We start from the raw sequence: 23,440 nt of genomic DNA, 5'->3' as shown, positions 1-23,440 counted from the left end.
GCGGAGTATCGACATGGCTAACCAGCTTGGCAGCATCAAACACATTGTTCAATTGATGCTCGAGAACCGTTCATTCGATCAAATGCTTGGATTTCTTTATGACGGCAAACGAACCATGCCTTCCGGTATTCCTTTTGAAGGACTAACGGGAGACGAACAAAACGCGGCCCCGGCGGGAAACAGTGTTCGTGTGAGCCGAATCACCTCCAATACGCCGAATGTCTATTTCAAGCCAGGGGCCGATCCGGGCGAAGGTTTTTACAATACGAATATGCAGTTGTATTCGACACTGCATCCTGCCGCCGACGCCAAGCCCAACAATAACGGCTTCATCGCGAACTTCAAATCCGCCATCGATTACGACCTGGCACATCATTACGGAGATTCACTGCCGGGCACCAAACCGCCGGACATCATGCAGATGTATACACCCGAGCTGCTGCCGGTCATGTCGACGCTCGCCAAAAGCTATGCCGTTTGCGATCAATGGTTCGCTTCGGTCCCAACGCAAACCATACCAAATCGCGCATTTGCCTCGGCGGCCACCGCGCAAGGCCGGCTTGATAACCACGTTAAATCGTTTAACTGCCCGAGCATTTTTGGCCGCCTGTCGGACCAGCAAATCGATTGGGCAATTTTTGGCTACAAACGCCCGCCGCTCACACGTACCGATTTCCCCGATACGTTGAATGCCGACCCGAAGCACTTCGGCCTCTTCGTCGATTTTAAAAATCGAGCAAAATCGGGCACGCTGCCGGCCTATACGTTTTTGGAACCCGATTTTGGCGCAAGCGGCAATAGCCAACACCCGAATTACGACGTCGCAAAAGGCGAGCAACTGATTTACGACGTCTACCGTGCGCTGCGGGACGGCCCCGGGTGGAACGACACATTGCTGATCATTACCTACGACGAGCACGGCGGAAATTACGATCACATTGCGCCGCCCAACACAGCCACGGCACCCGATGCCTCGATCGGCGAATTCGATAATTTCGACTTCAAGCGTTTGGGCCTACGCATCCCCGCATTGTTGGTCTCGCCTCGCATTGCCGCGGGTACCGTCTATCGAGCAAAAAATGGAACGATCGATCACACCAGCGTGCTGAAGACCATCGAAGAGCGCTGGGGCGTACCGTCGTTGACGCAACGCGACAAAGCAGCGCCAAGCCTCGGCGACGCGCTCACGCTGAGTAACCCGCGCAACGACGATCCGCTCGACCAAATCGTCGCGCCGCAATCAGGCGTGAGCCAGCCGAAACAGGACGTGCCGAGCGAGATCGAGCGCATTCATGCCTGGCGCGTTTCGACACTGCCGATACCCGACGAAACGGGGCGAGTCGCTCACGTCGAGCCGCAGTTGGCCACCAGTGCGCAAATCGGCGAATACATTCGCGAGCGTATGGCCGCGTGGGACGACCATCTGCGCAAGCTCAAGGCGCAATGACAGCTCGCTTGTTTGTATGAAGAACAGGCCATGCGACCGCGCTAGACTGGCGGCGAACGATGGGAGGACCAAATTGTTAGTAGTCCTACAGAAATCGCGGCGCCTCCGATTGCTGAGCCTCGTCGTATTGTCGGCCGCCGCCGTTGCGTCCAGTGTAGCCGACGCGCAAGCCACCGGCATGCCGGCGGACAACGATCTCTTTTCAGGAAGCACCGCAACGCGCATGGCTGCGACCATCGAGAAGATCGACGCCGCCACCAATACATTGACTGTTCGCAAGGATGACGGCGCGATCACCAATGTAGTGGTCGACAAATCGGTGGGCGACGTCGAAAAATTGCGTATAGGGGATCACATTGCGATCACTTATACGCGTGCGTTGATCCTCAGCGCGCAACGGGCCGATTCGAGCGCGGTCCGCGAACGCGTCGACACGCAGACGATCACCCCTGCGTCCGGCGGCACGACGAAGTCGGTCCATCGCGTGCAGGCAGTCGCAACCGTGCTCAGCATCGACCGCGAAAGGCGGCTCTTGACGCTGCGCGGCCCGACTGGGCCGATGACACTGCAAGCCGCGACCGATCGTTTTCTGATTGGGCTCGAGGTTGGTGAGAATATACGCGTGAACTATGTCGAGGGTACAGCGCTGCAGGTCACGCGGGATGGGCAGCCCGTACGGTAAGTGCAGCCCCGCGCGCGATGTGGCAACGGCGAACTGCCCGCCCCTCCCAAGCGCGATGCCATATCGTCTGTAGAAATGGCATCGCACCGACGCCGGTCACGCCGACCCGTCACGCGATCAAAACCGATCGACGCGAAACGGACGAGGATCGACGAACGGCGCAGCACCCGTGACCATGTCCGCGATCAGCCGGCCCGTCACGGGCCCGAGCGTCAGACCGTGGTGCGCATGGCCGAACGCAAACCAGAGATCCTGGTGTCGCGGCGCAGGGCCGATGATCGGCAACATGTCGGCCGTGCACGGGCGCTGCCCCATCCACGGTTCCGCGTCGACCCGTTCGCCCAGCGGAAATAGCTTGCGTGCGATCGGCTCCACTGCCGCGAGTTGGTCTGGCGTCTTCGGCTCGTCGAGTAGCGCCAACTCGACGCCCGTTGTCAGCCGGATACCGCGCGCCATCGGCGCGAGCAGATAGCCGCTCTCCACATCGAGTACCGGCTGGCCGAGCTTCGCATTCCGCTCGGGACGATAGTGCATGTGATAGCCGCGCTTGATGCCGAGCGGCAACCGGTAGCCGAGTGCCCCGCTGACGCGCTCCGACCACGGCCCCAACGCGATCACGACCGAGCGCGCTTCGAGTACGCCGTCATCGGTGGAGACACGCCATTGCGGCGCGAGTGTCAGCGCATCACCATGCACGAAGCGGCCGCCCAATTGCTCGAAATAGCGCGCGTAAGCCGTCACCAAAGCATTCGGATCGTTGACGGAATGCGATTGAGGAAAACGCACGCCGCCGACCAGCGTCGCAGCCAGGTCGGGCTCAAGCGCATGCAGCGCGGGAGCATCGAGCGCATCGAACGTCACGCCGAACTCGCGCTGCCATTGCTCAGCAGTCCTAACTTCTTGCGATAGCCGCTCCGGCGTGCGGAACACGCGGACCCATCCGGTCGGCCGCAATAATGCGGCGGCGCCGGCCGCCTGCGCAAGCGCCTGGTGCTCGCTCACCGAGCGCTCGATCAGCGTCGCATAGGACCGCGCAATCGCCGCATGGCGCGAAGGCTCGGAGTTGTACCAGTATCGGTAGAGGAACGGCGCAAGCTTCGGCATGGCCGCGGGATGATAGCGAACATCGAGCGAGCGATTGCTTGCATAGCCGAGCAGCTTGGAGAACTCGCGCGGAAACGCATACGGGTAGACTCCCTCGCGCTGAATCAGCCCGGCATTGCCGAACGAGGTCTCGTTACCAGGCGCTTTGCGATCGACCAGCGCGACGGAAAGCCCCCGCTGTTGCAAATGCGCCGCAATGGAAACGCCGACCATGCCGGCGCCGAGCACAAGAGTGTCAAATTTCATTAGATGGCAGGCGAGAGAATCAGAAAGAACACGCGCGGAAAGATGCGCGGCTATCATAAACGAGAATCGTTCACCGACACAGACGGACACACACGGATTCACTCTGTCGGGCGCCGGCGTGGCGAGATTAGTTTAGTTAGGACGCTTGACGATATCGCATAGCTGTCGTCGCAGCAGGCCGCGCCAAATTGTGCTTTACTTCCTCTGCATCCCCAAGAAAAACGAAGGACGGAAGGACGTATTGCCAGGTATTACCGAGCAAGCGGCACCGGTGCGCAAAGGTGCCGGGTCTCGATCCCCCGTAGGAGACAACCCATGGCGATCAGCATCAGTCTGACGGTCAACGGTTCGCCCGTGACTGCCGATGTGCAAGCTCATACCCTGCTCGTTCATTTCATTCGCGACACGCTGCGGCTCACCGGCACACACGTCGGATGTGACACCGCGCAATGCGGCGCTTGCACCGTTCATATGAACGGCCGGGCGGTGAAAGCCTGCAATGTGCTTGCCGTGCAGGCGGACGGCGCAAACATCACCACCATCGAAGGGCTTGCCGCCGCAAGCGATGGCGCGCTGCACCCGATGCAGGCCGCGTTTCGCGAATGTCACGGGCTGCAATGCGGCTTTTGCACGCCGGGCATGGTCATGAGCGCGGTGGCATTAGTCGCACAAACACCCGATGCCAGCGCCGACGATATCCGCCGCCAACTCGATGGCAACCTGTGCCGCTGCACCGGCTACCACAACATCGTCAAAGCCGTGCTCCAAGGCGCGGCTGCCATGAAGCAATCGGCGGAGCAGTCCGCCGCGCTCGAGCCGGCCGCACCCGCGGCTATTCGTTAGGAGAACGAAGCGATGAACGCACCCGACGAAAGCCGCTTGATCGGCGCCTCGATTAAGCGCAAGGAAGACTATCGCTTTCTGACCGGCAACGGACAATACACCGACGATGTCGTGCTGCCGCACCAATCGTATGGCGCATTTGTGCGTTCGCCGCATGCGCACGCGCGCCTCGGCAAGGTCCATATCGAGGCGGCGCGTGCGGCGCCAGGCGTCATCGCCGTCTTCACCGGTGCCGATCTCGCGGCGGAAAAGGTCGGCGGCCTGCCCTGCGGATGGCTGATTCACAGCATGGACGGTGCGCCGATGTGCGAGCCGCCTCATCCGGTACTGGCGCAGGGCAAGGTTCGGCATGTCGGCGACCCAGTTGCCCTCGTCATCGCGGAATCGGCGAAAGCCGCCAAAGACGCGGCCGAACTGATCGAAGTCGATTACGACCTGCTGCCTGCCGTGACCGACACAGCGCGCGCTGCCGACACCGGCCAGCCCACGGTGCACGACGATGTGCCGAACAATGTCTGCTACACCTGGGGCCACGGCGATAAAGCCGCCACCGATGCCGCCTTCGCAAAAGCAGCGCACGTCACGACGCTGGATATCGTCAATAACCGCCTGGTGCCGAACGCGATAGAGCCGCGCGCTGTCAATGCAAGCTATTCGCGTCAGGACGACAGCTATACCGTCTATGTTGCCAATCAAAATCCGCACGTCGAACGGCTGCTGATGGCCGCGTTCGTGCTGTCGCTGCCCGAATCGAAACTACGCATCATCGCGCCCGATGTGGGCGGCGGCTTCGGCTCAAAAATCTTCTTGTATGGCGAGGATGTGGCGCTGACGTGGGCGTCCAAGCGTATCGGGCGGCCCGTGAAATGGACTGCCGAGCGTGCCGAGTCGTTCGTCTCGGATGCACACGGACGCGATCATGTGACGAAAGCCGAACTGGCCCTCGATGCCGACGGCCACTTTCTCGCGCTGCGCGTGCACACCATCGCGAACATGGGCGCCTATCTGTCGACCTTCGCGTCGTCTGTGCCCACCATTCTTTATGCGACGCTGCTGGCCGGCCAATACACGACGCCTGCGATCTACGCCGAGGTCAAGGCCGTCTTCACCAACACCGTACCGGTCGACGCGTATCGCGGCGCCGGGCGTCCCGAGGCAACCTACGTGGTCGAACGAATCGTCGAGCAGGCAGCACGCGAACTCGGGCTCGATCCAGCGGAAATTCGCCGGCGCAATTTCATTCGGCAATTCCCGTATGCCACGCCGGTCGGACTCACCTACGATACCGGGGATTACGAAAGCTGCCTCGCGCGCGCGATGACGCTTGCAGATGTGCAAGGCTTCGCCGCCCGCCGCGACGCGTCGAAGCAAAACGGCAAGCTACGCGGGCTCGGCTACTCGTGTTACATCGAAGCCTGCGGTCTCGCGCCGTCGAAAATCGCTGGCGCGCTCGGTGCGCGCGCGGGCCTCTTCGAAGCGGGCGAAGTGCGCGTGCATCCCACCGGCACGATTACTGTCTTCACAGGGTCGCACAGCCATGGCCAGGGGCACGAAACCACCTTCGCACAAGTCGTGGCAGACCGGCTCGGTGTGCCGATCGACAACGTCGAGATCGTGCATGGCGATACCGGGCGCATCCCGTTCGGCATGGGCACTTACGGCTCGCGCTCGATTGCGGTCGGCGGCTCGGCGATCATGAAGGCGCTCGACAAGATCGAGGCCAAGGCGAAGAAAATCGCAGCGCATTTACTGGAAGCGTCGACGAGCGACATCGAGTTCGAAAACGGCGTGTTCCGCGTGAGCGGCACCGACCGCATGAAGACGTTTGCCGAAGTCTCGCTCGCGGCTTACGTGCCGCACAACTATCCGCTGGAAGAACTCGAACCAGGCCTCGATGAAAACGCCTTTTACGATCCGACCAATTTCACCTACCCATCCGGTGCTTATCTGTGCGAGGTCGAAGTCGATCCAGATACGGGCGAAACGCGTATCGAACGCTTCACCGCCGTCGATGATTTCGGCAACATCATCAATCCGATGATCGTCGAGGGCCAAGTGCACGGCGGGCTCGGCCAGGGCATCGGGCAAGCCCTGCTCGAACGATGCGTCTATGACCACGAAACAGGTCAGTTGCTCTCCGGCTCGTACATGGACTACGCGATGCCGCGCGCATCCGACTTTCCCGATTTCACCGTCGAGACCGCGAAGGGCACCCCGTGCACGCATAACCCGCTCGGCGTGAAAGGATGCGGCGAAGCCGGTGCGATCGGCTCGCCGCCCGCCGTGATCAACGCCATCATCGACGCGCTTGCGCCGCTCGGAGTCAAAGATCTCCAGATGCCGGCCACACCGCATCGTGTTTGGTCCGCCATTCAGGCCGCGCAGTCGTCTGCTCACTGAGCTAAGGAGTCCTAAATGTATTCGTATTCGTTCGAATATCAGCGCGCAGCCGATGCCCAAGCCGCCGTCGCCGCACTGCGCGCGGACGGCGACGCGAAATTCCTTGGCGGTGGTCAAAGCTTGCTGCCGACGATGCGCCTGCGGCTCGCTCAGCCAACCCGGCTCGTCGACGTCACGCGCATTGCCGCATTAAAGAATATCGACGTCACCGAAACAGTCGTTACGGTAGGCGCGGCGGTTTGCCATGCCGACGTGGCCGAACACAGCGGCGTGCGGCACACACTAGCCGGCCTTGCCGAACTCGCAGGCATGATCGGCGATCGGCAGGTGCGCGCGTGCGGCACACTGGGCGGCTCGCTCGCCAACGACGACCCGGCGGCCGATTATCCCGCCGCGGTGCTGGCGTTGAATGCAACCATCGTCACCGACCGCCGGCGCATCGCGGCGGACGACTTCTTCATTGACATGTACGAAACCGCACTCGAACCCGATGAGCTGATCGTATCGGTCGCTTTTCCGGTGCCCGAAAAAAGCGCCTACGAGAAATTCCGCAATCCCGCTTCGCAATTCGCACTCGTGGGCGTGTTCGTGGCGAAAGGCGCCGATGGCGTACGCGTGGCCGTGACAGGTGCGGCGTCTTCGGTGTTTCGCCCAACCGAGCTTGAAACGGCGCTGAACGCGAGCTTCACGGGCATGGCAGCACGCGGTGTAACGATCGCACCCGACGACATGAACGAAGATCTTCATGCGAGCGCCGCGTATCGCGCTCATTTAATCCCGATACTCGCGGCGCGCGCGGTCGACGGAGCTCGGTAGGCAATGCCGAGCGTTAAGCGCATTTGACGCGGCACAGGGTAATGCAACCGACGAATATCGACGAAACACTCGCTAAGCTGGTGCAAGCGGGCTACTTCGCCAGCCGCGAGTTGGCGACGGCACTCTTTCTCGCGTTGCGGTTGGAGCGGCCGCTCCTGGTTGAGGGCGAGCCCGGCGTCGGCAAGACCGAGCTTGCGAAAGCGGCAGCCGCGATGCTCGGCACCACCCTTTTGCGCTTGCAATGTTACGAAGGCCTGGACACGGCGAGTGCGCTCTACGAGTGGGACTACCCACGCCAAATCATGGCACTGCGCTTGGCCGAAGCCGGGGGACAGCAGCCGAGCAACGACACGCTTTACCGCAGCGAATTCCTGCTCAAACGTCCGTTGCTGCAAGCACTGATGCCTGACGAGCTGAACCCTGGCGCGCAACGCGTGTTGCTGATCGACGAGGTTGATCGTGCGGACGAGCCGTTCGAAGCGTTTTTGCTGGAGTTGTTGTCGGACTTTCAGGTATCGATTCCCGAGTACGGAACCGTGCGGGCGGCTCGCGTGCCGCTCATTATCGTGACGTCGAATCGAACGCGCGAAGTACATGATGCGCTCAAACGACGCTGCCTTTATCAATGGATCGGCTATCCCGAGCGCGATCGGGAACTTGCCATCGTCGCGACCCGTGCGTCCGAGGCCAGTACCGAACTACAACAGCGGGCCGTTGCATTCGTTCATCGGCTCAGAACGATGGATCTCTTCAAGGCACCAGGCATCGCCGAGACAATCGACTGGTGCCGCGCGCTTGCTGCGCTCTCGGTGTCGGAACTCGATCCGCAGTCGGTACACGATACGCTCGGTGTCTTGCTCAAGTACGAAGACGATTTGGCGCGGCTCGATCGCGAACGCATTGCGCAATGTCTGGCCGTATCGGAGTAGTCGATGACGCCATCGGAGCCCAGCACCGCTTTGCCTATGTTCGCCCGCAACGTAGCGCACTTCGTGCGCCTGCTGCGCGCCGCGGGCCTGCCAATGTCGGCGGCACATGCGGTGGATGCCTTGCATGCGTTGACGTTGATCGATATCGGCCAACGCGACGACGTGCGCGCGGCGCTGGCCGCGATCCTCGTTTCGAGTTCCAGCGAGCGGGCGTTTTTCGATAGCGCATTCGATCTGTTCTGGCGCGATCCCGATTGGGAGAATCAGTTGCGTGCGCTACTGCTGCCGAAAGTGAAAAGCGGCATGCCGCCTCCGGTGCGCAGCAATCGGCTCGCCGACGCGCTCGCGAGCCGCAACGCACTTGCGCAGACAGGTACGCCCGAGGACGCCACCCGCCACGAGATTCGTTCGCAAGCCACCTTCAGTGCCGAAGAGCAATTGCGTCATCGCGATTTCGACACGTTGACGGCCGACGAATGGCGCGCGCTGCGTCACTTGATACGTAGCCGCCGCACGACGCTCGCGAAAGAACCCACACGCCGTATGAAGGCGGCTTCCCACGGCACGCATGCCGATTTGCGCGCAAGTGCACGGCAAGCCGTGCACGAAGGCGGCGACTGGGTTGTATGGAAATACCGCACACGGCAAGAACGCAAGCCGCCACTCGTGCTGTTGCTCGACATCTCAGGCTCGATGAGCAATTATTCGCGCGCCGTGCTCTATTACTGTCATGCGCTGTTGCAATCGCGCGAACGGCTGCAAGTATTTCTGTTCGGCACGCGCCTGACGAACGCGACGCGCGCGTTGCGCGAACGCGATCCCGATGTGGCCATCGCAGCGCTGTCCGAGCGCGTCGCGGATTGGTCGGGCGGCACGCGCATCGGTGCTGCCCTTGCCGAATTCAACCGGCGTTGGGCAAAGCGCGCACTCGCGGGCCGCGCGACCGTGTTGCTGGTGACCGATGGGCTCGATCACGAATCGATCGATTTGCTCGATGCGGAAATGGCCCGCCTAGCTCGTTTCGCACACCTGATCATCTGGCTGAACCCACTGCTTCGCTATCAGCAATTCGAACCGCTCGCACGTGGCGTTCGCGCTATTCTCCCGCACGTCGACGCGCATCGTCCCGGTCACAATCTGGAAAGCCTCAGCGCATTCGCCCGCGACTTTGCAAGCTTGAGCCACGCGCCGTCCCGCGCTTGCGACGCGCGTAATCGCTTGCCCCCTTCATCATCTCAAGGAACGACGCCATGGAACTGACCGAACAGTATCTGCTGCCCATCTCGCAGCAGCGCGCCTGGGAGGCGTTGAACGATACAGCCGTGCTACGCGCCGTCATTCCCGGTTGCGAAACCATCGAAGCGGACGGTGAGCATGCTTACGCGCTTTCGATGCGCGCCGCGGTTGGCCCGGTCAAAGCACAGTTCAAGGGGCGCATGTTGCTGACCGATATCGATGCGCCCCATTCTTACACCGTTACCTTCGAAGGCCAGGGGGGCGCCGCCGGATTCGCGAAGGGCAGTGCACGCGTGACGCTCGAGGCGGACGGCGAATCATCGACGAAGCTCGGCTACACCGCCAACGCCCAGGTGGGCGGCAAGCTTGCACAGATCGGCTCGCGCCTCGTTGATGGCGCAGCCCGTAAAATTGCCGGCGAGTTTTTCAAACGCTTCACGGCCCACATGACGGATGCAACGCAGGCGAATGAAGCCGTCGATGAAGCCGTCGATGAAACCGTCGATGAAGCACCAACGGCCGAGCATGCACCCTCAGGCAAAGGACACAAATCATGGAAAGCGTGGATCTCGAAGTCCTGAGGTCGAGCGTTCGCTGGCTCGCGGAAGGGCGAGGCGTATTGCTGGTTACCGTCGTCAAAACGTGGGGCTCGTCGCCGCGCCCGCAAGGCGCGATGCTTGCCGTACGCGATGACGGCCTCGTCGTAGGTTCCGTCTCGGGCGGCTGCATCGAAGACGATCTGATCGAACGCGTGCGTAACACAGGTATCGCGCAGACGCGGCCCGAGGCTGTGAAATATGGCATCACCGCCGAGGAAGCTCACCGCTTCGGCCTGCCTTGCGGAGGCACAATCGAACTCGTACTGGAGCCGCTCGGCCGCGCAAGCCGCATCGACACGCTATGCAACGAAGTCGAGGCCGGGCGCCTCGTCGCACGCGAGCTCGATATGGCAACGGGCTCGGCAACGCTGTCGCCAGCGCAGGCGACAGACGGCGTTCGGTTCGACGGCAACACCCTTTTGACGATTCACGGTCCGCGTTATCGCATGCTGGTCATCGGCGCTGGACAATTGTCGCGTTACTTGTGCAGCATCGCCGTGGGCCTCGATTATCAAGTCACGGTGTGCGATCCGCGCGAGGAGTACACCGAGGAATGGCGCATACCGGGCACGACCGTCGTGCGCAGCATGCCCGACGATACGGTGCTCGATATGAAGCTCGACGAGCGCTGCGCCGTCGTAGCGCTGACGCACGACCCGAAGCTCGACGACCTCGCTTTGATGGAAGCACTGAAAACACCGGCCTTTTACGTCGGCGCGCTCGGATCGCGTCGCAATAATGCCGCCCGACGCGAACGGCTAAAGGAGTTCGACCTTAGCGATGCGCAGCTTGCGCGGCTGCACGGGCCTGTCGGCATCTACATTGGCAGCCGCACGCCGCCCGAGATCGCCATTTCGATCCTGGCCGAGATAACGGCCGCAAAAAATGGCGTGTCGCTGCCGACGATCCTTCAGGTAGAAGGCGCGAAGGCGGCAAGAGAACAGTCCCGCAGCGAAAACCGTATTGATAACGCTTGATCGGAAGCGCGGCAAACCCCGTCCTTCAGAGGCTGTCGCAAAACGTTTCTGCAGCGCGTCCAATTGAAGCCCTGGCGTGGATGTGATTGCTTTGGCGCGAACCAACAAATCGAGGAATCTGTTCAAAAAACGGTGCGCAACCTCATGGAAGCCGCGTAAAACCGCGTACAAGAGGGTAAGTAACGCCCTCGACAGGGCCACTGCTCTGGACAGGTTGTGCGCCAGGACATGCAAGGCGAATTCGCGTTTGACCGCCTGCAGCCCACGGCGCCGAAAACGGTTAAGCCCCTGCTGGGAACGCAAGCTGCCGAACACCGGTTCGACGATCGCCTTGCGATGGCTGAAAATGCGGCGCGCCTGAGGATGCTGCATCACGAGACGAAGCGCCTCACGCTGTTCATCCTCGGGGTAGCGTTTGATGCGTCGTCCTTGCGCCGCTTTCGTACAGTTCGCGCGCAGATGACAATCCCCACAGGTCGTGGCCCCATACACGCGATGCTCTCGTGTGCGCAGCGTTGCTGCGCTTCTGGCCAGCAGAATCAGGGTTTGACCGGCCGGGCAATGATAGGTGTCAGTTTGCGGGTGATAGTCAAAGGCGCTTTTATGAAACAGTCCTTCTTCCCGGGTCTTTGCAGGCCACTGTCCTTCCGGGCATAACAGGCTGACATCGCGCGCAAGCGTCGCTTCGATCACCTCATCGTCGAAGTATCCTGCATCGAGCAACACTTCTTCTGCGTGTGCCTCCGTCACTCGTGCGCTTTGATCCAGCATTGGCGCGATGACCTCTGTTTCACTCGACGCGTCCAGCGCGAGGGCCGTGATGATCCGATCTTCGTTGGCCAGAACCGACGGTTTGTACGATGCCGCAAACCCCCGTGCGCGCTTGAGGCGCTGTACCATTGCCTCCGGCTCGCTGCCGCTGATGCGCAAGGTTTCACTGCTCTTGCCATGGCTGTGGCGAGCGGCTTGACGCGCCTCGAAGATCGCCTGGCATTGCGTGCTGCGTTGCTGCTCCTGTTGCGCCGCCAGATCATCAGGCGTCCGCTCAACCGCCTTGATAGCAGCTTCTGCGCGCGCTTTGACGGCCTCTTCCTTGAGCAGATTGTAGTGCGAGCAAGCCGCTTCAATGACGGTGCCGTCACCGGCTAAACGCGTGCTGTTCGAACCACTGGCTTTCAATATCGTGCGCGTGAGCGATTCAAAAAAATCCTGGGTCAGCGAGTCCTCGTGCAATACGATGAAGCGGCCGATATTGGCATGATCCGGCGCAATGCCGCCTGTCACCCACATACACCCTAAATCGAGTCGCGCCAGCCGCTCCAGCTCACGTAGCGAATGAACACCCTGCATGACGCCATACAGGATCAGACCCATCATCAGGCGCGGCGCGTAAGGCGCGCGCCCGGTGGCAGCATAGCGCTGCTCGAAAGGTAGCCAGTCCTGCTGCGCGAGCAAATGCGCTATGACAAATGGTGCTTGTTGACCGGCCTGCTTCAGATAGTCCTCCAGGCGTGTCGTGCCCAGGACAATCTCGTGCGGGTTGCCTGTTACAAACCGGCGCCCCGTATCCGACGCCTTTGGCCTGGGTCTGGCATCTTGAGCCGGCACTCCACCAAACAGATCGTGTTGCTTACTGTCCGGTGACGGTACTTTGCGAGCCGTGCTCATCGCTCATCTCTTCATCAAGGGTTGCGTTACCGGATTTTATCGGCAATGGGCTTTCGCGACAGCCTCTTCATGGCGGGGAAGGATAGCGCGGACACCGTAGGCGTCCTTTCGGCGGTCAGTGGGGCGTCTGCTGCTGTTCGATGTACTGGCGGATGATCTCATAGGTGCACCGCCGCAGCTTCCGGCGAAGTAAGACGGCGACCACAGCGCGCCGCCCCACAGTTTTTTGCGGATGCTCGGGTAGTTCTTCTTGCGGATCATGCGACTGGAGACGCCCTTTAGGCTATTCACAAGTGCCGAAACCGCGACTTTGGGTGGGATAGTTCACCAACAGGTGTACGTGGTCATCGTCTCCATCGAACTCCACCAGTTCGGCCTCGAAGTCAGCGCACACGCCTGCGAATAAGGTGTGCAAATCGCCAAGAATCTCGCTTGTGAATACACCGTGCCTGCATTTTGTCATGAAGACCAAATGCACATGCATCCGGAAAACACAGTGGCTTCCTCGTCTAATCTCGTTGTCTTCGCTCATAGACCAAATTATACTATTGGCTATGGAACGTCTCCAAGCCTTCAAATTCGAGCTGATGCCCAATGGCGAACAAGAGCGCAAGATGCGCCAGTTTGCAGGCGCGTGCCGGTTCGTCTATAACAAGGCGTTGGCGTTGCAGAAAGAAACCCATGCGGCGGGTGGCAAGTTCATCAACTACGTCGCAATGGCGAAGCATCTGACCGTGTGGCGCGGCAGCAAAGACACGCCGTGGCTCAAAGATGCTCCGGTCCATACGTCGCAACAGACGCTGAAAGACTTGGAGCGCGCATTCGTCAATTTCTTTCAGAAGCGCGCGGACTTCCCGCGCTTTAAGCGTAAGGGTATGGGCGATTCGTTTCGCTACCCGGACGCCAAGCAGATCAAGGTCGACAGCGAGAACGGACGCATTTGCGTCCCGAAGCTCGGCTGGCTGCGCTACCGCAACAGTCGCGTGCCACTCGGCGAAGTGCGTAGCGCAACGATTTCGCTGCGCGCCGGGAAGTGGTTCGTCTCAGTTCTTGCCAAGCGCGACGTCGAACAGCCCATTGCGCAAGGTTCATCCGTCGGCATTGACGTAGGCATCGCCCGCTTCGCGACCCTGAGCGACGGCACATTCATCGCGCCGTTGGCAAGTTTCAAGAAACACGAACAGCGCCTTGCGAAGTATCAGCGCCGCATGTCGCGCAAAGTGAAGTTCAGCAACAACTGGAAAAAGGCGAAGGCTCGCGTGCAGCGTATCCACGCGCGCATCGCCGACGCCCGCCAAGACTTTCTGCACAAAGCCTCCCACACGATCAGCAAAAACCACGCAATGGTCGCCGTCGAGGATTTGAAAGTCAGCAACATGAGCAAGTCGGCTAGCGGCACGGTCGATGCGCCGGAGCGCAATGTTCGCCAGAAGTCAGGCTTGAACAAGGCCATCTTGGACCAAGGCTGGGGCGAGTTTCGCCGCCAGCTCGAGTACAAAACGGCGTGGAACGGCGGCTACTTTGTTGCCATCGCGCCGCGCAATACCAGCCGCACGTGCCCTTGCTGCGGGCACATATCGGCTGAGAACCGCAAAACGCAAGCGCAGTTCAAATGCGTCGCGTGTGGTCACGAAGCCAATGCCGATCACGTCGGCGCGATCAACGTTTTAGCGGCGGGGCACGCCGTGCTTGCCTGTGGAGGGATGGCGCAGCCAGGCCGCCTGACGAAGCAGGAACCCACCGAAGCGACTACGCAACTCATCGCGTAACGCCGTAGGAATCCCCACCCTTTCGGGAGGGGAGGATGTCAACAAAGGACAACTCGATGAGCGAAGATTCCCCGTTCCGCCCTGCCCTCGAACACGCGCTGCACCACGCGCTCTCGCATCTCGAGAACCTCGAGCACCGGCCGGTCACTGCATACGCTACGCTCGAAACGTTGCGGCGCCGGCTCGCCAAGCCGCTCAATCACGCGTCGATGGCAGCTGAACGCGTGATCGACGAACTGGTTGCCGACACGGAAGGGGGCATCGTCGGCAGCGCGGGGGGCCGTTTCTTCGGCTGGGTGATTGGTGGTGCGGTGCCAGCTTCGCTCGGCGCCGATTGGCTCACGAGCGCCTGGGATCAAAACGCAGCTTCATATGCATGCGCGCCCGCCGAGGCGGTTGTGGAAGAGGTCTGCGGGGAATGGCTGAAGGACCTGCTCTGTCTGCCGTCTCATGCGAGCTTCGCAATCACGAGCGGCTGCCAGAGCGCGCATGTCACGGCGCTGGCGGCCGCTCGCCATGCGCTACTCGAGCGCCGCGGCTGGCAAGTCGAACGCGACGGGCTCTTTGGCGCGCCGCGCATTCGCGTGCTCAGCAGCGATCAGTTTCACGGCAGCGTTACGCAGGCCGTGCGCTTGCTCGGTATGGGCACCGCCTGCGTGCAAGGCTTGCCCTCCAATGATGAAGGGCAGCTTGAAGCGGCGACGCTTGAAGCGGCACTGCGCGATACCCCCGATGTGCCGACCATCGTCCTGCTGCAGGCGGGCGACCTCAACATCGGTGCATATGATTCGTACTCCGAACTGATTCCATTGGCGCATCGGTACGACGCATGGGTACACGTCGATGGTGCGTTCGGCCTTTGGGCCAATGCAAGCGAGCATTATCGGCATCTGCTCGCAGGGGTCGAACAAGCCGACTCATGGGCTACCGACGGGCACAAGTGGCTCAATGTGCCCTATGACAGCGGCTTTGCATTCGTCGCGCACGCGAACGCGCATCGGGCAGCGATGTCGCATCAGGCAAGCTATGTTTCATACAACGAACTCGTTCGCGAGCAAAAAGATTGGACGCCGGTCTGGTCCAGACGCGGGCGCGGGTTCGCCACCTATGCGGCGTTACGCGAACTGGGTCGCGCCGGGGTAGCCGGGCTTGTCGAGCGCTGCTGCGAAGCGGCGCATGCGCTGGCGGTTGGCATCGCGGCTCAGCGCCGCGTCGAATTGGTCTGGACTCCGCGCATTAATCAGGGCTTGATTCGCTTTCTCGATCCGCGGCCCGAGGCGACCGAAAGCGATCATGACGCCTGGACTGATGCCGTCACCGAAGCGGTGCTTCAAACCGGCGAGGCGCTTTTTAGCAACACGACGTGGCGCGGCAAGCGATGCATGCGCATTTCGGTGTGCAACTGGCAGACCAATTCAAGCGATGTCGCTCGTGCTATCGCTGCGGTGGCGGAGGTGGTGCAAGCGAAGTGCGCCGAGCGCGTGTGTTGATGTAATGGCAGGTCGCATTATCTGGGGCTTCGGATGCTGCGATGAAACTTCGGGCGTGGCCGCGGGGGGCAGTGCTTGCGCTGGTAAAAAGCAACCTGCTTCTAACCTGGAGAGCCCAATGTGGCAGCTCATGCGAGCAATCCAACCGCGCGACGGTAGGACCCATGACACAGAAACACACAATGGGCCAGCCGATGCCGGCCGCGCTTCCCCGCGCTCCGAAGGAGATGCTTTCCTGCGTGGTCTCAAACCACTCGGTAGGCATCGGCATGATGAATCGGCCACAACGTTCCGGCATCAAACAACATCTTCCTCGCCCGATAGCAATTGCGCCGCCCCCTCTGACGACTGGCCAGACGCCGGGGGCCTCGACGCTTTACAAGCCCCCCCATTGCTAGACGATTCTTCGAGCCATGCCGTGAACATGTATATGGTCTCGGTCGTCCTCGGCGGCGCTAGGAGCAAGGCCGCGATAAGCATAGCAGACCGATCCGGAATACTGACTCGCAACATCGCCCAAGCTCTTGCAGATCTTGCCGAGAGGCCGGTGTATACACACTTGGATGACAAGCCGTTTCAACCTCGCAAGCCCCTTCTGGTCGGCGCCGACGATTTTCGCCGCACGTTTCCTGGAAGCAAGCCGCTCCGTGCGAGCAGATCGGAATTGCGCGATGCGGCGCAACTGCATAGCGACCGGCTCAAAGAAGGGCTTGATCCCCAAGCCGGCTTCGTTGTCCTGAGGGGCGAACTCCCGCGTGCGCAAGCTCGCTGGAAATCCGTCTTGCAGGAAATCGCGAATACGTTGAACGCACCTATTGCGGTAGCGCATGATGACCCCCGCGAGGATGACGTTTTCGTCGCGCTGCCGCCGCAGCGGAAGCAGCAATAGCCCAAGCAAAGTAATAGCAGCGCGTTGCGCTATTGGCAGCGTCTATACCCCGAGCATTCGTATTCAGCGCTGCCGTTTTCGCATAGCCCCGCTGGCCGCACTCGAGCAAATGCTATAAAACGCATAATCAATGCTTATCGAGAGCAACCAATGGCGCCATCGATCCGCGATTTCAATTTCAGAGATTTATGGCCTCGCTCTGCCACGCCGTCAAGCCGGAGCGGACAAGCATCGCCGAATGATGCATCGCCCACGCGCGGAGACGCGCGCTTCCCGGGCCTGCCGACGCTAATCGACATCAAACCGGGCGAAGGACCAGAAGTGGTTCAGGCGGCTGCCGACATGAGGCAAACGACCGTGAAGACCAGCGAGGACGGCCCCGAAACGGTTGCGCGCACCGAGGTCGACTTTCGCGCATGGCTCGACGTCGGCATGCCGCATATTGGCGCCATCCCTATTCATCGCGTTTATGCAAGCTTTAGCAAAGTGATCGAATCATTGCGAGCAAAACAGCTGCCGGCCGGCGGCATCGTCGTCCGCCCGCAAGGGCTGCCGGCTGTGCGCCGCCTGTGGCTACCGCAATTGCAACGCATGGCGAACGAGCTGGGTGTCGCAGTCGCACTATCGCACCACAATCCATTCAAAGGTGATCAATTAGTCGTGTATCCAAATGACGTAGACGAACAGCGAAATTCATAGTCGTTGCGTCGCCATTCATCGGAAGGTTTCGTGCGACCAATGGTGTCTTCGCAAGCGCACGGCACAGACGTCATCAGCGCACATAGAATGCGCACGTTCATTGCCACGTCTATTTGGAGAACCATGGTTAATCCCATCACAGGTACTAGCGGTGTACCCGACGATCGCGGCATGCATACGCCCGCACATGGCGGCGGGAAGGCGGCGCCCCCCGCCGCTACTCCCGCAGGCAGCAACCCGCGAATCGCCGCATTGGCGAGCGGGGAAGCACGCGCGACGGATATCACGTTTTCGACAGGCGGTAAGCCCGCGGCGTCAACACCACCGATTGAACCGGGCGAAGAGGTGACACCTCAGCTACGGGCCATTCTCTTGCCGCTTATCGGCAACGTGCGCGACATCGACGACCTGCGCGAACTTCTGAGGCTGCCGAGAACCCCTGGCTTGAGCCGCGTCGAATCGCAACTCGCGGGCGGACGCAAGCTGTGGCTCGCTGCGCAGCTTGCACTCCAGGTCGAGCATTGCCCCTCCGATCAGCATCTCCACGCGCTCGCATCTGTAGCGGACGACCTGAACGAGTGGGGCAAACGCGACGAAGCGGTCCATATGCCAACGGGCTGGACCTGGAAAGAGCACGCGGTAACGCAACAGGCCATGAGCGAAATGGCTGCCAAAGTCGAACACCTTTCTACGTTGCAAATGCTGCTCGGGCCAAGCGACCTCACGCACAAGACGGCGCTCATCGATCATTTGGACGAGCCTGTGCGTGCACAGATGATTCGCCATCTCACGCCCGTGTTATCCCGGCTGCCGAAGGACGAACAGCGCGCGGCTCATCAAACACTGTCGAGCGCCATCGGCTCATTGTCGGAAGAGTACCGAGCAGAACCTGAACGTGCACTTCGCGATTTCGAGAGCGAGATATTGCTGCCGCCCGATTCCCGTGCAGCCTACAAGCTAGGCGATGAATTGGTAGCCCAAGCGAAAGAGGCAGAGAATCTCGCGGATGTCAAGCGTCTGACCGCGCAAATAGAAATAGTCGGGCCGCCGCCGCTCAGGAACGATACGCTTGGCGCCATCAGATTGCCGGACGGTACGCTCGCGCTGCCCGCCCGCGAGCGCCCCGAGCCGCTTGCCGAGCTCGCACGTGCGATTGCGAAAAAGGAGTTTGCTGCCGGCGATCGGGATGCAGCCTTCACGCGTGTGCTGGAGACCGTGGGTCGAATCGACTTCGGACATGCATGTGTCGCGCCGCTTTCGGCATTGGCGGACGTTGCTCGCGTGACCGGCTCGCAAAGTATGGGCAACTACAGAAGGGTGCTGAGTACGGCTTGGCGCCTCCACCGCGATGGCCGCATCACCGAACGCCAACTACTCACCGTGATCCGCAGGGCAGGCGAGGTGCTGCAAACTTGGCGGCCCGACGGCGCGATTGGCCACTTCCGAGCGGCCGCTGCCGAACTCAGTCCGCGCGCGCGAGAAGTGATGAAGCCGCATCTGCCTCCGGTTGCCCGAATAGCGCTGACTGAAAGCAACTGATTATCGTTCAGAGAAGCGAGCCTCTTATCGATCAGGCAGAATATGTCGGCAATCCCGCGTTAACCACACGGAGAAAGCGACATGGGACCTGAAGTCGAACCCGTTGCAGCCGATATTGCATTGCCCAAGCGCGTGGATGTCGCCGTCATTGGCGGCGGCATCATCGGCATTTCCACCGCACTGTATTTGAACGCGAAAGGGCTTACCGTTGCGCTATGCGAGAAAGGCCATATCGCAGGCGAGCAATCGAGCCGTAACTGGGGTTGGGTGCGCGTCATGGGCCGCGACATGCGCGAGTTGCGGCTCATGATCGAGAGCATGAAGCTGTGGCGTTCGATCGATCGCACACTCGGGATCGAGACCGGCTTCAATCAGTGCGGCATCCTCTACATGACGAACGACGACAGGACACTCGAGCAGTATCACGAGTGGCTGGTGCGCGCACGCAGCGAAGCCGGCGAAGCGTTCGATACGCAAGAGGTCGATGCCAAACGAATCGCCGCGTTGCTGCCGGGCGCATCAATCAGATACAAAGGCGGCATCCATACACCCGGCGATGCGCGCGCAGAGCCGCAAAAAGCCGTGCCGGCCATCGCGAACGCGTTGCGCAAGCGTGGCGTGATGATATTGACGCCGTGTGCAGTGCGCGGCCTCGAAACCAGCGCGGGACGCGTGAGCGCAGTCGTCACCGAACATGGAACGATCAGTTGCTCCGCCGCAGTCGTGGCCGGCGGCGCGTGGACGCGCTACTTTTGTGGCAACCTCGGCGTCGATCTGCCTCAATTGCTCGTGCGCGGATCCGTGTTGCGTACCGAGCCGCTCGACGGCGGTCCGACTTGCAGCGCACTCGCTGACACGTTCGGGTATCGCAAACGCGCTGACGGCGGTTACACCATCGCCGACGGGTTCACCACGCAGATGGATCTCACACCCGACGCGTTTCGGTTGTTCTTCAAATATGTAGAAGCATTGAAGTCCCAGCTTGGCTCGCTGAAGATCGGCATCGGCAGGCGCTTTATCGAAGAGTTGAGGCGTCCTCGCCGTTGGCCGCTCGATCGCCCGACCGTGTTCGAAGCGGTACGCACGCTCGATCCAAAGCCAATCGACTCGTATGTCGATAGCGGCCTGCGCGAGTTCGTGCGCGCGTTTCCTCGACTGAGCGGCGCCCGCGTTGCGCAGCGCTGGGCCGGCTATATCGATGTGACGCCCGACGCCATTCCAGTGATATCGGGCGTCGAGCGCATACCTGGGCTCTATATCGGCACCGGGTTCTCCGGCCACGGCTTCGGCATCGGTCTCGGCGCGGGAAAACTGATGGCCGACCTCGTCGCCAATGACATGCCGCTCGTCGAACCGTACGCATTTCGCCTCAATCGGTTTAGCGATGGTTCGAAAGTGATTGTCGAGGCGGGGTTTTGACCTGTCGTTAGCGCTTACGGCGCTTATTGCGTCGCTTCGGCTGCGGCGCGAGCGTCGAGGCGTTCTTGCTCGAACCCAGCGGCCGCACGATCAGCGATGCTGTTGCGTATTGCCGGGTCGAAGTAGTCCAACTCTTCGTACGCCTTCCCATCCGGGTGGCTCAAGCCGAAGTCCTCGGCCACGATCTTCGCGATCAGCGCATCGCCTCGCGCCATGTCCCAGTCGGCCGGCGCTTTGCTCGGTTGGATGAGGCTCACTTCGTCAAACCGACGATGCAGCGCGTGCTTGTAATCGGCCGCGCTGGCAATAGTTTGTGCATTTACGCCGCGCTTGCCCGTGGCGGCCCAATCGGCGAAATAACTGTCGTAGCCCCGGCTTACCGCGAGAAGCTTGGCCTTGTCGAATTGCACATGCTCGGGGTTCTGGGGCCGATAGACGAAGTGAAGATGCCAATCGCCGCAATCGCCGTCAGGCGTAACGTCAGGCTGTGCATGCACCGGATGCAACTGCCCTTCTTGGTCGCGACCCATGACCACGAACGCACCAGCCCGATCGTAGATTGCATTGCGCACCGGCGTATAGAGACGATCTTTGGCGGAGTCGCCACGTCCTTTAGGATCGATCTCCCAAACGCTGCCCAGCAGCGTCTTGTTTGCCCCAGTCGTCTGATTTTCCTTTGCAACCGCAGCCATCGACGTGGCATTCACGAACCCCAGCATCACGTGCAACATGCCGTGCCCGCGGAACTCGTCGTTGACGGCCAAGTACTCGGCAAAGCTGACCACGCCCTCTGGGCCGGCGTCGAGCGTGCCGCCCTGCGCAAACGCAATCGGGCGGCGCTTGTCCTCGCTCTCTCCGGGCAACACGCCGCTATAGCACAGCGTGAACCGCTTTCCGTCGAGATGGGTGCCATCCTTTTGCCGCGCAGACATCGCCGCAGTGATCGTATCGACAGGCACCGCTTCTGTCGCGGGGAAGTTCTTGGTATAGATCTCGTCGAATACCGCCTGATCCATTGGGCTGAGATTGCCGTGCTCGTCGACAACGGCGATCGGCTTTTAACCGCAGTTCCTTAATGGCATGCAGCATCCTTTCGCGCTGGTGAACCGTGGTCGCCGCGTCGAGCGGATTGATCCCGCCAAGGCACGCCTTCAGCTGCTCGCCGAGTGCACGGTCGACCTCTGCTTTAAGCATGCGCTCGCCGGTAGTCCCGCGTTGCAGCGGTATTGATGACGGGCCTTGCGACAGCGGTTTAACAGTGGCGGTCAATCGCGGGCGTCCCGCCGATGAGCTCGTGGCCCCGAGCCCGGTTTCAGCATCCGGCCGCGGGCTCTGTGCTTCGAGCGGCCCGAGCTTACCCGCCGTGGCTCGCTTGCTCGGGGAGGGGCCCGATGGCACTGCCTCGTCGGCGGGCCCCGTCGACTCAAGTCGCGATGCAGGGATAGCGGAATGCGACGTGCGGGACAGTTCGACCATGTGGACTTCCTTCGGCGGACTATGCGATTGACTCAATGTCGTCGCATCCTGTCACGAACGCATGCCTCGATGATTCCGCTAGTTCGCTACCTCGCTGACCCTTTCGGAATACATTACAAATCGAAAGGATATTTCGCGCTGCCCCCTCCCAAACTCTGTCATCCGGTCCCTAAAAATTATATTGATCGATATTCGCCGCATCGAACGTGGTCGGCGGTCCGAGAATAATCTCGCCACTCTTGCCGATCGTCCGCTTGCCGAGCTTGCCCGCTTCGAACGACTCCCCCTCTTTGCCGCTAATCGTCCCGGTTGCGAGATTTGCCGCGGCGTAAGCCGCCAAATAGCCCAATTGGCCCGGGTTCCACAGCTGAAATGCCTTGACTGTGCCGTTTTTCACAAACGCGCGCATTTGATTGGGTGTGCCGAGCCCCGTCACGGCAACCTTGCCTTTGCTCGGCGACGTCGAGATATAGCGCGCTGCCGCAGCAATGCCGACCGACGTCGGCGCCACAATCGCCTTGAGGTTCGGATAAGCCTGCAAGAGCCCTTGCGTCTCGACGAACGATTTCTGATCGTCATCGTTGCCATACGCAATTTTGACGAGCTTCATCTTCGCGTATTCGGGCTTTTTCAATTCCTCCTGCATCCACTTGATCCACGTGTTTTGATTCGTCGCATTAGGCGTTGCGGAAAGAATCGCAAATTCGCCCTCGCCTCCGATCAGCTTCGACGCGAGTTGGATCTGCCCACGTCCAATGCCCTCCGCGTTCGCTTGATTCACGAACAGTTGTCGCCCGTCGGGTGCGGTGTCGGAATCGAATGTGACGACCTTGATACCTTGCGACATCGCACGTTTGAGGTAAGGCACGAGCGCGTTCGCATCGTTCGCGGCAATGACGATTGCGTTTTGCCGCTGCGTGGTCATCGTATTGATGTATTGAACCTGCGATGAAGCACCGGCGTCAGACGGGCCGACCACCTTGCCATCTCCTTTGAATTCCTTGATGGCGTCCATGCCGCCGTTATCGGCAATTACCTCGTAGGGGTTGTTGATCTGCTTCGGAATGAACGCGATCTTTAGCCCGGCCTTGATGTCCGCCGCATGCGCAGTTGTACCGATACAAACGACCGTCGCATAGAGCAATGCCGCGCCGGCACGGCCTAACGTTCTAAACATGAGCTGTCTCCTCTTTGAATAAGCGGACGTATGTC

The 23,440-nt window shown here is 60.8% G+C and carries 18 protein-coding genes and 2 pseudogenes; 15 read left to right on the top strand and 5 right to left on the bottom strand.

What is annotated here, in order from left to right:
* The first annotated feature begins 13 nt into the window (after nt 1-13).
* Together ACSQ20_RS25610 and ACSQ20_RS25605 are read left to right on the top strand one after the other, a co-directional pair.
* A complete protein-coding gene (locus ACSQ20_RS25610; protein WP_436025441.1) occupies nt 14-1,447 on the top strand; it encodes an alkaline phosphatase family protein in 1,434 nt (477 codons plus the stop codon).
* A gap of 109 nt (nt 1,448-1,556) precedes the next feature.
* Nucleotides 1,557-2,129: a hypothetical protein gene (locus ACSQ20_RS25605; RefSeq protein ID WP_436025439.1), complete on the top strand. Its 573-nt coding sequence runs from the start codon at nt 1,557-1,559 to the stop codon at nt 2,127-2,129.
* A 117-nt stretch (nt 2,130-2,246) separates the two neighbouring features.
* Here ACSQ20_RS25605 and ACSQ20_RS25600 read toward each other — a convergent pair whose 3' ends face one another.
* Entirely contained in the window at nt 2,247-3,479 is a 1,233-nt protein-coding gene (locus tag ACSQ20_RS25600; RefSeq protein ID WP_436025437.1) for an NAD(P)/FAD-dependent oxidoreductase, read from the bottom strand.
* Between the two features lie 315 nt (nt 3,480-3,794).
* On the opposite strand from ACSQ20_RS25600, the gene ACSQ20_RS25595 reads away from it, so the two are divergent.
* The 7 genes from ACSQ20_RS25595 to ACSQ20_RS25565 are packed head-to-tail and all read left to right on the top strand — an operon-like array spanning nt 3,795 to nt 11,279.
* Nucleotides 3,795-4,322 (top strand): (2Fe-2S)-binding protein, encoded by a 528-nt coding sequence (locus ACSQ20_RS25595; protein ID WP_436025435.1) that lies wholly within the window; start codon nt 3,795-3,797, stop codon nt 4,320-4,322.
* Nucleotides 4,323-4,334: 12 nt separating this feature from the next.
* A complete protein-coding gene (locus ACSQ20_RS25590; RefSeq protein ID WP_436025433.1) occupies nt 4,335-6,722 on the top strand; it encodes a xanthine dehydrogenase family protein molybdopterin-binding subunit in 2,388 nt (795 codons plus the stop codon).
* Nucleotides 6,723-6,737: 15 nt separating this feature from the next.
* Nucleotides 6,738-7,538, top strand: a complete 801-nt coding sequence (locus ACSQ20_RS25585; RefSeq protein ID WP_436025431.1) for an FAD binding domain-containing protein — start codon at nt 6,738-6,740, stop codon at nt 7,536-7,538.
* Between the two features lie 41 nt (nt 7,539-7,579).
* Nucleotides 7,580-8,467 (top strand): AAA family ATPase, encoded by an 888-nt coding sequence (locus ACSQ20_RS25580; protein WP_436025429.1) that lies wholly within the window; start codon nt 7,580-7,582, stop codon nt 8,465-8,467.
* Between the two features lie 3 nt (nt 8,468-8,470).
* The gene (locus ACSQ20_RS25575) at nt 8,471-9,727 is read left to right on the top strand and encodes a vWA domain-containing protein (RefSeq protein ID WP_436025428.1); all 1,257 of its coding nucleotides are present in this window, start codon (nt 8,471-8,473) and stop codon (nt 9,725-9,727) included.
* Entirely contained in the window at nt 9,718-10,284 is a 567-nt protein-coding gene (locus ACSQ20_RS25570; protein ID WP_436025427.1) for a CoxG family protein, read from the top strand. The genes ACSQ20_RS25575 and ACSQ20_RS25570 overlap by 10 nt, the downstream gene beginning before the upstream one ends.
* Complete coding sequence (locus ACSQ20_RS25565) at nt 10,257-11,279, top strand: XdhC family protein (protein ID WP_436025425.1); 1,023 nt, start codon at nt 10,257-10,259, stop codon at nt 11,277-11,279. Before ACSQ20_RS25570 ends, ACSQ20_RS25565 begins: the two co-directional genes overlap by 28 nt.
* A gap of 207 nt (nt 11,280-11,486) precedes the next feature.
* On the opposite strand, the pseudogene ACSQ20_RS25560 reads toward ACSQ20_RS25565, so the two are convergent.
* Nucleotides 11,487-12,947 (bottom strand): annotated as a pseudogene (locus tag ACSQ20_RS25560) (transposase); the annotation flags it as partial.
* Nucleotides 12,948-13,062: 115 nt separating this feature from the next.
* Nucleotides 13,063-13,479: pseudogene (gene tnpA, locus ACSQ20_RS25555) on the bottom strand (IS200/IS605 family transposase).
* A 22-nt stretch (nt 13,480-13,501) separates the two neighbouring features.
* Between tnpA and ACSQ20_RS25550 the strand changes: the two are divergent.
* The 6 genes from ACSQ20_RS25550 to ACSQ20_RS25525 all read left to right on the top strand — a co-directional run bounded on the left by ACSQ20_RS25550 (nt 13,502) and on the right by ACSQ20_RS25525 (nt 20,752).
* On the top strand, nt 13,502-14,716 hold the full coding sequence (locus ACSQ20_RS25550; RefSeq protein ID WP_436025423.1) for an RNA-guided endonuclease InsQ/TnpB family protein: 1,215 nt from the start codon (nt 13,502-13,504) through the stop codon (nt 14,714-14,716).
* A gap of 56 nt (nt 14,717-14,772) precedes the next feature.
* Nucleotides 14,773-16,206, top strand: coding sequence for a pyridoxal phosphate-dependent decarboxylase family protein (locus ACSQ20_RS25545; protein WP_436025421.1), 1,434 nt, complete (start codon nt 14,773-14,775; stop codon nt 16,204-16,206).
* A gap of 418 nt (nt 16,207-16,624) precedes the next feature.
* Nucleotides 16,625-17,095 carry a hypothetical protein gene (locus tag ACSQ20_RS25540; RefSeq protein ID WP_436025419.1) on the top strand — a complete coding sequence of 157 codons (471 nt, stop codon included), beginning with the start codon at nt 16,625-16,627 and terminating at the stop codon, nt 17,093-17,095.
* Between the two features lie 150 nt (nt 17,096-17,245).
* Nucleotides 17,246-17,794: a hypothetical protein gene (locus tag ACSQ20_RS25535; RefSeq protein ID WP_436025417.1), complete on the top strand. Its 549-nt coding sequence runs from the start codon at nt 17,246-17,248 to the stop codon at nt 17,792-17,794.
* A gap of 123 nt (nt 17,795-17,917) precedes the next feature.
* Entirely contained in the window at nt 17,918-19,333 is a 1,416-nt protein-coding gene (locus tag ACSQ20_RS25530) for a hypothetical protein (RefSeq protein WP_436025415.1), read from the top strand.
* Between the two features lie 81 nt (nt 19,334-19,414).
* Nucleotides 19,415-20,752, top strand: a complete 1,338-nt coding sequence (locus tag ACSQ20_RS25525) for an NAD(P)/FAD-dependent oxidoreductase (protein ID WP_436025413.1) — start codon at nt 19,415-19,417, stop codon at nt 20,750-20,752.
* A 23-nt stretch (nt 20,753-20,775) separates the two neighbouring features.
* On the opposite strand, the gene ACSQ20_RS25520 is transcribed toward ACSQ20_RS25525, so the two are convergent.
* Together ACSQ20_RS25520 and rhaS are read right to left on the bottom strand one after the other, a co-directional pair.
* Nucleotides 20,776-21,768 (bottom strand): hypothetical protein, encoded by a 993-nt coding sequence (locus tag ACSQ20_RS25520; protein WP_436025411.1) that lies wholly within the window; start codon nt 21,766-21,768, stop codon nt 20,776-20,778.
* 629 nt (nt 21,769-22,397) lie between these two features.
* Entirely contained in the window at nt 22,398-23,405 is a 1,008-nt protein-coding gene (gene rhaS, locus ACSQ20_RS25515; RefSeq protein WP_436025409.1) for a rhamnose ABC transporter substrate-binding protein, read from the bottom strand.
* Nucleotides 23,406-23,440 lie beyond the last annotated feature (35 nt).

Origin of the sequence: Trinickia sp. LjRoot230 (assembly GCF_964253315.1) — a bacterium.
In the GTDB taxonomy this organism is placed as follows: Bacteria; Pseudomonadota; Gammaproteobacteria; order Burkholderiales; family Burkholderiaceae; genus Trinickia.
The sequence above is the reverse complement of the archived record's forward strand: the minus strand, read 5'-3'. Positions and strand labels throughout refer to the sequence as shown.